The organism is Desulfosporosinus orientis DSM 765 (assembly GCF_000235605.1).
Lineage (GTDB): Bacteria > Bacillota > Desulfitobacteriia > Desulfitobacteriales > Desulfitobacteriaceae > Desulfosporosinus > Desulfosporosinus orientis.
The window spans coordinates 3436382-3450215 of sequence record NC_016584.1; the positions used below are offsets into that span (position 1 = coordinate 3436382).

General features: G+C 43.1%; 4 protein-coding genes. All 4 read right to left on the bottom strand.

The window, feature by feature from the left end; translation table 11 throughout:
- Positions 1 to 43: 43 nt before the first annotated feature.
- Positions 44 to 8650: a glycoside hydrolase family 94 protein gene (locus DESOR_RS16035; protein WP_014185629.1), complete on the bottom strand. Its 8607-nt coding sequence runs from the start codon at positions 8648 to 8650 to the stop codon at positions 44 to 46.
- A gap of 485 nt (positions 8651 to 9135) precedes the next feature.
- Positions 9136 to 11583, bottom strand: a complete 2448-nt coding sequence (locus DESOR_RS16045; RefSeq protein WP_014185630.1) for a DNA translocase FtsK — start codon at positions 11581 to 11583, stop codon at positions 9136 to 9138.
- A gap of 70 nt (positions 11584 to 11653) precedes the next feature.
- On the bottom strand, positions 11654 to 12604 hold the full coding sequence (locus DESOR_RS16050) for a metal-dependent hydrolase (RefSeq protein ID WP_427854244.1): 951 nt from the start codon (positions 12602 to 12604) through the stop codon (positions 11654 to 11656).
- Between the two features lie 273 nt (positions 12605 to 12877).
- Entirely contained in the window at positions 12878 to 13765 is an 888-nt protein-coding gene (locus DESOR_RS16055; protein WP_014185632.1) for a BON domain-containing protein, read from the bottom strand.
- Positions 13766 to 13834 lie beyond the last annotated feature (69 nt).

The window sequence follows — 13834 nt, forward strand, 5'->3', positions numbered from 1 at the left end:
CTTCACCAACCTTGTTGCTTTATTTTATACTAGTCCATCCGCATCACAGGGTTAAGCATACCTTATGAGTCAGACCGTCATTTTTCAAATCAATAACCGGTTCAAGTAATTCTTGTTCATCCAAGGTTACTTTAGAACAGCCTGACATCTTGGCATCAGGATTATTTACTACAATCTCATAAACGGATGACTGAAATTGATAGGTTAGGCTAAATCCCGGCCAACGACTGGGAATACAGGGATTCAAGCTTAGTCTATCTCCCCGGCGTTTAAATCCTAATATGCCCTCAAGTCCCGCTTGGTACATCCACCCTGCAGCACCAGTATACCACGTCCAGCCGCCTCGGCCTACATGGGATGGAGTTGCATAAACATCTGCTGCCATGACATAAGGCTCAACCTTATAACGACTCACTTCATGCTCAGTTCGTGCATGATTGATAGGACTTAACATTTGGAAAAGCTCCGCTGCTTTATCTCCCTCACCCAAAGTTGTATAAGCTAAAATTGCCCAGATAGCACCGTGGGTATATTGACCGCCGTTTTCTCTAACTCCGGGAACATAACCTTTAATATAACCCGGATCCGGCAGCTGTTTATCAAAAGGCGGGGTTAATAAGAGGAGCAACCCATCCTCTTTACGCCACAAATAGTGCTCTAAGGCCAACATGGCATCTTCCGCTCGGCTAGGGCGAGCTGCCCCAGATAACACGGACCACGACTGAGCTAATGCATCAATTTGACATTCCTCGTTCTGGGAAGAACCTAAAGGTGTTCCATCATCAAAATAAGCTCTTCGATACCATCCGCCATCCCAAGCATGGACTTCCATCCTTTGTTTCAGCTCTTCAGCAACCTGGCGATAACGAACTCCCCTCTCTCCATCTTGCTTGCTGTCGCATAATTCTGCAAAGCGAATTAAGGTTAGGTAGATAAACCACCCCAACCATACACTCTCTCCTTTACCTTTGTTGCCGATTCTGCTAAAACCGTCATTCCAGTCCCCTGAGCCGATGAGCGGCAGTCCGTGCTCCCCAAAATGAAGCCCTCTTTCGATGGCACGAACACAATGTTCATAAACATTGGCTTCTTCATTGGATATCTTAGGAATGGAATATCGTTCATCTTCGTTTTCTCCCAGAGGCTCATCATCTAAGAAGAGTGTCATTTCATCCAAGATTCCTATATCCCCGGTACGCTCAATGTAATAAGTGGTAACAAAGGGCAGCCATAATAAATCATCAGAAAACCTCGTGCGAATCCCTTTTCCCCTTTCGGCATGCCACCAGTGCTGCACATCCCCATCGACAAACTGATGCCGGCAATGAATAAGGATTTGTTTACGGGTAAACTGTGGGTCACTGTAGACTAAAGCCATAACATCCTGCAATTGATCTCTAAAACCATAAGCTCCTCCCGATTGATAAAAAGCAGAGCGTGCCCATAGCCGGCAGACGATTGTCTGGTAAAGAAGCCAGCGATTAAGGAGAAGATTCATGGATAAATCCGGTGTTTTAACGGATACAATGCCCAGGAGCCTTTCCCAATGTCTAAGGACATCATTGTAAGCCTCCTGCACCTTTTCCGGTTTTTCGTATTCAGAAATAATTCTCTCAGCTTCTTCCCGATGGGATGTTTCACCTAATAAGAAGGTCATTGTCTTAGTTTCACCGGGGGATATAGAGATTTCCAGCTGCACCGCGGAACATGGGTCTAAGCCGGCGCCTACGGATTCAGAAAAGGAATCCAGTTTTAAACCAATGGGTTTTTCCAGATTGCCATTGCGTCCAATAAATTCCGTACGATCTCCTGTATAGCTTCTTACCTTAGCCCCTAAGGCCGCTAAAAAGCCTACCCTGCCTGCATATTCATCCTGATAGGTGTTGCGAACATAGAAAGCGTTACGATCTTCATCATAATCCGACACCAAATACGGTGCCGTTTGTTCCCGCACAACTCCCATTACCCATTCAACATAGTACACCACATTTAAACGCGAAACATGATCGGTATGGTTCTCTATAGACAATTCGAGTATTTTGACAGGGTTATCCATGGGAACAAACAAACGCAGAGTTTGTTTCAATCCCCGGCAGTCATGCTCAAAAATGGAGTAACCTTGCCCATGCCTAATTTTATAGCTGCACTGTTCACGTATCGGATTGGCAGTAGCAGACCAATATTCGCCTGTTTCTTCATCACGCAGGTAAAGGACCTCACCCACGGGATCAAGAATAGGATCATTAGACCATGGAGTTAACTTATATTCCCTGCTATTTTGCGACCAAGTATAACCAGCTCCCCCTTCAGATACCTGACATCCGAAATTCGGATTAGCAATCACATTGATCCAAGGCAAAGGAGTATTCATACCTTCTTGCAGCTCAATAATATATTCTTTCCCGTCCTCACTGAACCCACCATAACCGTTAACAAAATGAGTTTGCCGAGGAGAGGATTCATTCCCCGTAACGTCGGGAAACTTAAGAATTGATTTGGGCTCAGTCTCAACAATGTTATTTTGTGTAGTATCCTTGCTCAACAATTCTTCTTTAAATGGCTCTGGCTTTTGTGATACTAGCTTGGTTTTTTTGCGAACCTGGACAGTACAAGATCCTCCCTCTCCACTAAAGGTCATACGGGCAACAGTACAGAGAAGATTTAGAACCTCTGGCTGAACATGACCTTTTTGCAGGAGAAATACTCCGCCCGGCTGATTCATCAAATCTCGAGCATGTCCCATGGAGATAAAGTCACGCAAGTTGTCCTGAAAAGCTTGCACATATCCGCTGGCATCCTCATTAAGAATGACAAGATCTGCAAAAAGACCTTTCATTCTCCAATATTCATGAATTGTCAAGAGCCGGCGTATTAAATCCAAATGCTCAGAATTAGAAACCCGCACAAGAACAATGGGCAGATCCCCCGAAATCGCATATGGCCATAAGGCCGATTGCCCTTTGCTGTTCCGCGCAATGCATTCGGCGGCATCCCGGCGACATGGGCTGAGATAAAGCAAATGCCCTCCTAAGCTTAAAGCCTCATTGGCCTGGGCAGCTGACAGGTTTAAATGCCGAAGTTCCATCTTGCTATGGGTCCAGGCTAATTCAAATGCCCGGTTTACAGACAGAGGATCTCTGTATTTCTCTGCAATTCGAACTGCATCCTCACGACTCTCTGCATATCCCGTGGAAAAAGAGACTCGAACTGTCTGCCCTGAGCGTAATTTAACCCTTTGACGCAAACTCATAATCGGGTCTAAAACGGCACCAACGGTGTTGGACAAGGGATGATTAGCATCTAATGCTTGGGGTTTAGACAGACTTCTGCCCCGTCCAATAAAACGGGCTCTATCGGTTTCGTATTGAAGGGAACCGACCTTTTCTCCTTCCGTAGCTACAGTATGCATTAACCATAATCGGGCCTGATGATCACCTCTCGGCCTGCGTGAGGCCAACAAAGATTCATGGCTAAACTCCGTTTGAATAAAGAGATTCCCGAAAGCCGGATGAGCTAAATCCTCATTTTGCCTAGCCAGAACCACTTCAAAATAGCTGGTAATTTCAACGACACGATCATGTTTACTGTGATTTGTCAGAGAAATACGTCGCATTTCAGCTTGGTCCTCCGGTGAAACCACAATTTCAGTATGAGTGGTAATGTTCCCATCCTTACGACAGAACTCTACTTGATCCGGTGCGTAGGTCACCTTATAATTTTCTCCTGGATTCCGGCAAGGGTGGTAGGCCGCCGACCAGACATCCCCTGAGTTTAAGTTTTGTATATAGAAATAGGTGCCCCAGGCATCCTGTGTCACGTCTTCTCTCCATCGCGACAGACTAATTCCCTGGTAACGGCTAAAGCCAGACCCTGAATTGGTAATCATAACTGAATACTGTCCATTGGATATACTATGCACCATAGGGATGGGACTATCGGCAGTATCTAAAAGAACATACTGATTTTTTTCCAGTTCAAATTCCCTGACATTTTGCTTAGATGCTTGCTGATTATCTTCAGGCTGAGGAATAATGGAGTTGAATTCGGGAATGCGTTCTTGCAGCAATAGTTCCGCCGACTGAATTAAGGCTTGATTGTGCAGACGTTTCTGCATGACATTTTCGAAAAGTATATTATCCATGGCCAAGAGACTCATGCCTTGATGATGAGCCATGAAACTCTGAACAAGCTTATAAGAACGCCCAACAGGAATACGTTCACTGGTGAAATCTACAGCTTCAAACAAGCCATATCGTCCGCCAAAACCCTTTTCTTCCATGGCTGCAATATTAGACAGTGCATCTTCAGGAGAAACCATAAGCGCCAGAAAACTTGCATAAGGCGCAATAACAAGGTCTTGAATCAAGCCGCGTTTCAATCCTAAGCCAGGTACGCCAAAGGCTTTATATTGATAGTTTAACTGGGGATCAAAAGCGTGAAATCCTGACTCAGAAATCCCCCAAGGCACATTGTACTGAAGACCATACTTTTTCTGTACCTCAACAACAGAATGATAGGTCTCATCAAGAAGAGTCCCCTGATAATTCCGCATGACAAGAAGAGGCATTAAGAATTCAAACATAGTTCCGCTCCAGGATACTAAACTTCGTTTTCCTCTAGACAAGGTCAAAGCACGTCCAAGTTTAAACCAATGGCTGGGAGGTACATCCCCTTTGGCTATGGCAAAGAAACTTGCCTGCCGGGCCTCCGAGGCCAACAAATCATAATATGAATTGTCCAGTTTGCTCTCTGAAACACGATAGCCAATAGAAAAGAGTTGAAGGGATTCGTCATATAAAGGAGCAAAGTCTGTTGCTAAAGCCATCTCTTCAAGCAATCCCTGAAGGTCCAGAGACTGCTGAATATAACCTTGGGCTTTCTTAAGAGCTGAGTTTATTTGTTGAGTTATTTCTTCAGAAAGACCACCCTTTGTAAGTGCATCGGCATAAATCTCAGAAAGTTCATTGAGACTGGAACCTCCACTCAGCTGCCCATTAAAAAGAGTTTCAGCTTCTCCGCCTTCTTGGCGTAAAACCCAAGGGAATAATTCTTCCATCTCCAAACGTAGAGACCCAATCATAACATCTAAGCGCTGAGCCCAGTATAATCCCTCTTCGCCTAATTCAAGTTTAACAATTTCTGCCGGCCATTGAGACACTAACTTGCTCCAACTCAGCAGATTACACGTCTCATCTTGGCTTAATACTTTGTCCAGAGCCTTAACAAAGGCATCTAATTCTTCATAGTCTTGGGAATTAAGTTCATCCCGTAAGAGATGATAGGTATCTTTTAGACCCAATGCATGACTAATATCCAACAAGGGTTTGTCTAAAATCTCTGCCAACCCAGATTTTAACGTCAAAAGATACATAACAAAATTTCCGCTGTCAACTGTAGAAATATACTTAGGCTCTAGAGGGGTAAGCTTTTGAGTATCGTACCAATTGTATAAATGGCCTTTCCACTGTTCCATACGGTGGATCGTATCCACCGTATGCTGAATATTCCCCAGCACTTTGGCTGCAGTGATATAACCCAAATCCCCAGCCGCTAAATTGGTTAGCAGTGCCAGCCCTATGTTCGTTGGCGAGGTTCGATGGGCAACTCCGTTAGGAGGATCAATTTGAACATTATCCGGTGGAAGCCAATTGTCCTCTCGGCAAACATACTCTTCAAAAAATGCCCAAATTCTCCTGCCGAAACGCCGTACTGCAGCTTGCTCAGAGGCAGACAGTTTAATCTGTTTATATTGAATGGGAAGACTGACCCGGCGTGCTGCCCAGAGGGAGGCAAGCCAAGCAATGCCAACGGGTGCAAAACGCCCAACATTGCTGGGAGAAAAGGATGAAATCATGAAAAGAGCAAGCATTACTATAACAGGAACCGGCCACATCTTGCTCACCATGGTTTTTATACTGCCATCTAAACGTCTCTCCGCATCTGACGCAGTTTCCCATTCCAATAAAAGTTGATGTGAGACAAACTGCCGATAGAGGCTTCTGACAATAGCATCAAGCATCATCCAGGCCTGATAGGGCAGAAATAAAAATTGCAGAGCAAACTGCATACCCAAAGTCCCTAGATCTTGAGTGATGTTTCCTTTTTCAACCCGCTCATTAAACAACTGATTGAGCAGGTATAATATCACAGAAAAAAGCAAACTAAAGGAAATAAGAACTAGCCAAGTTAACGGTTCCACTGCAAGGACTGTGAAGCCAAGAACGAGAAGCAGCATTTGGGCCGGAGCCTCCAGACTCCTTCTCAAATTATCAAATATCTTCCATCGGGATAGGAAGGGAATCGGTTTAAACAGCCAAGGCAATAACTGCCAATCCCCCCTGACCCAGCGATGGGAACGACACATATAGGCTAAAAAGTTGGAAGGATAGCCATCAACAAGCTCTATATCGGATACTAAGCCGGCTCTGGCATAGACTCCTTCAATCAAATCATGACTGAGGATGGTGTTCTCAGGAAACGATTTATCCGTAACCTTATGAAAGACATCAACATCATAAATCCCTTTTCCGGTAAAGATCCCTTCACCAAACAAATCCTGATAAACATCAGAAACTGCAGTGGTATAGGGGTCTACTCCTACTTTTCCCGAAAAAATGCGTGCAAAAGCAGAAGCATTGGCTTGTAATATTGATACTCCCACGCGAGGTTGAAGTATTCCATAGCCTTTAACAACTCTCGACTCATCTTCACTGAGCTGCGGCGCATGCAAAGGATGGGCAATAGTTCCGATTAGTCTTTTAGCAACTCCCCGCGGCAGCTGGGTATCTGCATCGAGGGTAATAACATATCGAACGGTCGGCAAAATTGAAAGGTCACCAATTTGAACATTATAGCTAGTTGTCCCCTCTAGACGAAGAAGGCGATTAAACTCTAATAGTTTTCCGCGTTTTCTCTCCCATCCCATCCATACGCCTTCCGAAGGATTAAACAGCCGTTTGCGATGAAAAAAATAAAAGCGGTTCTCTTCATATTTTTTGTTTAATTTTTTTATCGCTTCTGTTGCGGCAGCAATAATCTCCTGATCGTTTTGAACACTTTCAGTCTTGGCATCGGCAAAGTCACCTAATAAGGCAAAATGCAAATTCTCATCGCGATTGGCGAGATAATAAACCTCAATCTCATTAATTAGTTCATGCACTCGTTCGACATTTGTTAATAGAGTCGGTATGACAACCATAGTCCTAAGCTGTTGGGGAATCCCTTCATCTAACTCCAATTTTGGCAAGAAGGAGGGACGAAATAGCTCAGAAGCCAGCCAATTGACAAAAGGGATAGTCATACTGCTGACCCAAACCATTAGACTAATGATTAGGAGCAGGCTATAGCCAAAGGACAATGATATTCCCGAAAGTGCGTAAGATAGAACATAAGCAAACAGAATACCTGTAACGATCATCACACTGCCAAAGTAGTAAAGATTAGGTTGTTTGCGTACAGTACCTTGAATCTTCCCTAAAAAGCTCCGTTGTTTGCCAAAATCCTGCTCCAGTTCTCTTTCAAGGTCTTCCCTGCCGTCTCCAATTAAATCATAACCAATATGAGACGCAGCCATCTCTCCTCGCCCATGTGCTTTCTGGGCTCTTGCTAAGACTTTACGGGCCACTACCAACTCTGAAACATTGAAGTTTATGGCAATTTTTTCCACACAATGTCGATAATAATCCCGGGACTGGAAGTCCATTTCCTTATACACATTAGTGGGATCATTTTCAAAGACACTTTCCACTAAACTGACTTCTTCGAAAAACCTCGGCCAATCTTCTGCATTGACAAAGTGTATAGTAGTAATAGCATGGCCCATAGAAACCTGACACATAGTCTGACGCTGCCGTTCCAGCTTTGCCAATTCTTCTATCGTCGTATCTTGTTTGGCAATAGCTCGGTCAACCCATTGCAGCAAAGGAACTACATCTGTACCAAGTTCGCGTATGCGCTTCAAGATTTGGTCTGCATACGCTGAAGAATATTCTTCCTGAGGTGTAAGGGACTTTAATAGTATCTCCCATTCTTCAGGTGAACGCTCTGATTCCAATAAAGGCAGCACCCAGCGATCGGCAGCTTCTCTTTCAGCTTGAGTAAATAGTACTTGTTCAGTTAAGCGTCTAATATTTTCTAAAAGAATAATTCTCAGCATGACAGGGATGGCCCACAGTTCCCCGCTTGATAAGGGTACTTGGAGCTGATAAGCGTCAATAAACCCTTTAAGAGTTTCGCTTTTCAATTGGCTGTCAGTGTGTTCGATAAGCTCAATCAATAGTCCATAAATTCGCGGGTACCCTTGAAAATCTCTGCTGCTGCTTTGCGGCAGCTGCAACTCAAATTTTTCAGGAAGACTGCCCAAGATCTCTGTTCTCAAATCTTTTAATCGATAAAAATTATCCATTAACCACTCAGTAGCAGGCACCATATCCTGTGTTCTTGCAGAATAATCGGCAATTTCACTATATGCCTGCTCTAGAAATTTCATATTCTGTTTTACTCTAGGCATTAATGACCGTTTGGGATGATTGCTTCCTTGATTGGCATTCGCTCGAGCTATTTCTTTAGCATGACTCAGTAAATCTTCCCCATGAAGAACAATATCTTTATAGGGTTTATTCTTGGTAATGGTTCGCGTGAAAAACATCATTCTCTATCTCCGTCTTATTTTTTTACATCATTTATGCATTATTCCCATTTTCTCTCACTTCATTCATTAAAAACGCTTCTTAATGACGCTATACGACACCATCAGAGAATGAAGACGGGATCGTTAGGGTCGGGCAGCTTCGCCCCATCCTGCAAGAAAGCTAATTCGTGCGAAGACAGTGTCTTCGTCACTCAGCATTCCGAGGCTCGCCCACTCGCTTGTGCGGGAGCTCCACCAAACCTCAGGGTAATACCAGATGTGAACCACTGGCTCCGCTTTCCACGCAAGCTTTGTGGGCTTTACCGCCTCTCCATGCAATGGGTTCACTCCTGTGGAGCGAAGCCGCCCTGACTTTCGGGTCTATTATTCTTTAAAGTTTATTTGAAGTTTCCTCAGGTTTTATCAGAGTATATGCAAATACGCCTTGAAACGACTTTTCAGCCGTTTCAAGGCGTATTTCTCAATTGTTAAAACTCTTGGGACCATTACCCAAATCGTTCGTTAAATTCTTCAAGAGTCAAGAGCACTTGTCTGGGCTTACTTCCTTCATAAGCTCCCACAACCCCTTGTTCTTCCAGCATATCCATGATTCGTGCGGCTCGAGTATATCCTAACTTCAGCCTCCGCTGGAGAAAAGATACCGATGCCATTCCGGTTCGAATAAATAATTGCCCTGCATCAAAAAACAGTGCGTCATCCGGTCCGTTGCCTTCCTCACTTTTAGGATTTGTATCTGCAAACAATCGTTCAGGATCAAGGTACTCCGGTTTACCTAATTGTTTCCAATGATTTATGACACGCTGAACTTCATCATCGGTTACTAAACATCCTTGGACGCGAACGGGCTTATTGACACCTAATGGGGAATAAAGCATATCTCCTCGGCCCAATAGTTTCTCAGCACCCGTGGCATCTAAAATCGTGCGGGAGTCAATCTGAGAGGAGACTGCAAAGGAAATCCTGCTGGGTATATTCGCCTTGATGACTCCGGTAATGACATCAACAGATGGACGTTGGGTAGCAATCACTAAATGAATACCGGCAGCCCGAGCCATTTGGGCCAGGCGACAGATAGCTTCTTCAACTTCTCCTGCAGCAACCATCATCAAATCAGCCAACTCATCGATAATCACAACAATTAAAGGCAAAGCAGGAGCCGCTCCAGGAGTTTCCCCAGCTTTCAATTTGTTATATCGTTCAATATCTCGGACTCCTGAAGATGCAAAGAGTTCATACCTATTCTCCATCTCTTTGACAATCCACTTTAAAGCACTGGCAGCTTTCTTCGGATCGATAACAACAGGTGCCAATAAGTGGGGAATACCATTATACTGGCTGAGTTCTACCATTTTGGGGTCTACAAGCAAAAACTTAACTTCATCGGGAGCTGCATTAAAGAGCAGAGAATTAATAATCGTCGTAATGCAAACACTTTTTCCGGAACCAGTGGCACCGGCTACCAGAAGATGCGGCATTTTTATAAGATCAGCGATAATTGGCTGATCCGCAATGTCTTTTCCTAAAGCGACTTTGAGTTTGGAAGGATGACCTCTAAAACTTGAGGTTTCCAACACTTCTCGGAAAGGCACCGAAAAGGCTTGTTTATTCGGCACTTCAATTCCAACTGCCGCTTTTCCGGGAATGGGGGCTTCGATTCGTACATCTCGAGCAGCTAATCCTAGAGCGATATCATCGGCTAAATTTACGATCTTACTGATTTTAACCCCTGGAGCAGGAGCTAATTCATAACGGGTAATAACCGGTCCTCTGGTCACACGAATAACTTTAGCCCTTACCCCAAAATCCTGAAGGACTTTTTCCAGCTGACGTGATGACTCCGGATCCTGAATGATCGTTCTTGGCGTCAGAGGTTCTAATAAATCAAAATCAGGAAACTCCCACTCCTTAATCTTCTCCGCTGGTCGTTCTTCTAACTCTATAGCAGCCGCAACAGGAGGTACTTCAAATTCTAGCATTGTCTCAGTACTGCCCATGTTAATTGGAAATTCCATAAGATTTAAATCAAGACTCTTTACTGACTTAGAAACAAACTCAGTGGATGTCTCACAATCACTTTCCCGTTCTTCTTCAGCTAATGCTGAAGTTTCTGGTATTGGTTCATTTTTCACTAGTTTAGATACGGCACTTTCCAAGGATTGGCTGGTTTGAACATCCTCATGAGGCTCTTCGACGACAGTATCTGCCTCACTATTTTCTTGAATTATGGGACACTGCTCTACAATAGTTTTCTCCTCTTTAAACTGAGCTAAAAATTCCTCTTGTTCAGTTTTTGTTTTAAACACCGCTGAAAAGGATTTAGGTTCTATTTCAGGTGTTTTGGCAACGATGATTGGTTCTCGCTCAACCTCAGCAAAATAGTCATTAAATCCTTTTAAAGTAGTAAGATTACTTTGCTTTTTAGGCGGGATAGTTTTTCCTGTCCCAAAATAAGTCGGGAAGTCCTTTCCCATATCCATTAACGCTTCAGCCTTCTCAATATCCTGATCCTTCACTTCAACCCAGTCCGGTGAGGAAAAGTATTGATTAAACCCTTGTAAACTGACCAATTTTCCGGTCGGTAGGGGAATTCCCTTTAAATTTGGAGATTGATTCCAACCACCATCAATTTCTCCTTCAGGAGAATATTTTTCTCGATTGCGCTGATTATCCTTAACCATATCCGTCTCTGATTTTGCCGGGGAATCTGCCTTAAATAATGAAGGATAATGCCAAAGAAAAAATGCTATTATCAAGGATACGAAAGGACCAGCCCAGGCAAAACTCCCCATTACTGCGGTAAACATCGTATATATCTGTTTTCCGACGGAAAAACCGAAAGTACCTAAAAATCCAAGAAACGACACCAATATCAAGATAATACTTAACAATTTAAACAAGAGTACACTTGTTGGTTTTATGCTTTTTTTTGACACACCTACCACCTCCTCACGTTATTCATTATGGTAGATGAGCTAGGGGAATGTCAAAAGGTTTTTTCTCCGGTTAATAACTCAATTGTACTCCTTTTTGATTGGGCAATGGATGGAATACTTCCAGAGATATTTCACCGTCTAAGTCCAAATAAACATTTCCTGAGTATAAAAAATCACCTTTTGCCCAGTATCGCAAATCTAAAAACTGAACAACACATTCATCGCCATCAGAAACATGGACACTCACGTGATAATATGGGGTAAACTGAGCGAATATTTCCGCCAGATTACCCTCCAAGGCATTGGCAATCGATGGGTGATCTGGGTTGACTTTAGGCAGTACGCGACATATGCACGGTGTTTGATTACGAATAATCCCAAAACGCACATTGTCCTCTTGAAAGAGTATAAAGTTCCAGGTAAAAGGATGATACATTGCCGGAATTACTTTTACTTGCTCCTTTTTTGTCAAATGATACATTTTCATAAGCCGGTCTCTGGTTTCTATTCTTTCTAAGTGGCGATAGCCAAGATATAAACTACTGATAAACAAAGCTGTCTGAGAAGATACCCTTGCCAATTCCGGTGAATTTAGGGAAATAATAAACGAAAGCAATACCGCACTTAAAACAACAGGGTCTGTAAGCATAATCATATCCACAGTTATCTTTTTACGGGAGAAGGGCCATAAAAGTTCTGCCCCGTAAGAATTTAACAAATCCATAACACCATGAGAAATGGTTCCAATTAATGTCCAAAATATAACCGTCGCCCAAGAGGCCGTGGGAAAAGCTAAATAAAGTGCCGAGCCTAATCCTAGTGCTGAAGCACTTAAGGCAATTAATGAATGGCTGACTCCTCGATGTTTTAGTAAATAATTTAAACGCCCCTTAACATGAGCAACAATATCTAAATCTGGGAGCATCGCACCCAGTGTGCAGCCTAAAAAAACAGGGTCATTCAATTGTATGGGATGACCGGAAAGGGTACTCAGTGCAATTCCAATTAAACCATGTGTTATCGGATCGATTACAGTTCACCTCCATAATTATTAAAGCCCATAACAACTTTGCTGATCAAACCAAACAACTAATTATAGCATGACTTGATAAAAAAATATTTAGAATTTTTCCTGCCATATTTTTCTTCTCTTATCTATTGATACTATATTTGTAAAAGAGCTTAATCCGTTACCTCGTTAATATTAAATCAATCGGCTGCCTCAAAAAATCAAGAGCCTATGAGTTGTTGTTTAACTCATAAGCTCTATCCGATTATCGCTTCTGCCCAAACTTTACTTAATGGAATGGGCCGCAACCTTAATAGAATTGTTAACATTGTGAATACCCGGGACTTGTTGAATCATTTTTTCAGCCCTTTCACGATCTTCTTCTGAATATACTTCCCCTGTCAAGAAAGCGATTCCATCTTGTACAAACGCTCTTATTTGTCCTGAATTTAAGCGATGTTGACCCAGTTTAGCCACTAATTGCTCAGTTAACCATAAATCATCCCCTTGGGAACGATGACGGGTAAATAATTCACTGACAACGGCCTTAACTCCTGGTACTTGATAAGCTGTTTCTACTGCCCATTCCATAACCTCCTGGTTATCAACTAAGCCTGTCAAAGTAATAAGGCCATTTCTGGCTTCTGTTTTAATTTCATGAGCATCCACCCAAGGGGAAGCGACTAAGGCATTCTCAACACGATTGACTAAAGTTGCATCGTCCACCGCTTTCTCTAAAAACTGAATTTCACTACGCACTTCTTTGACTCCACGAACTTGTGAGGCTAAGCGCTTTGCCAACCTCTCCGTACTCTGAGTCTCCACATGGCCAAGTAAGGTAACTATTCCCCGACTGGCTCGACAGCCTAAGTGGGTTATATCTTTAAAATTAGACCCTTGGAAGCGCTGAATAATCCCCTTTTCGATATCTTTATCCTTAATTGTGCCGTCATTAGCTACCGTCAAGGAATTATCCAATTCCCGGATTCCATCAATTCGTCCAACTCTGCTCCCAAAAAAATCCTTTTCTACAAGACTATCCACGGTTCCCCATATAATCGCTTTGTCCCCTTTAACCTCGACGTGAATCCCTTGCCCGCTTTCTCCAAAGTGAGTATGAATAAGGTTTTTAATATCCCTGAGAATATCTATTTCGGATCGTGAGTTATGCATACATTCTCCCTCCACAATGAATTCTGACTTTTTCACTTAGAGGGTATTTTATCCCAAGACTTCTCCTTT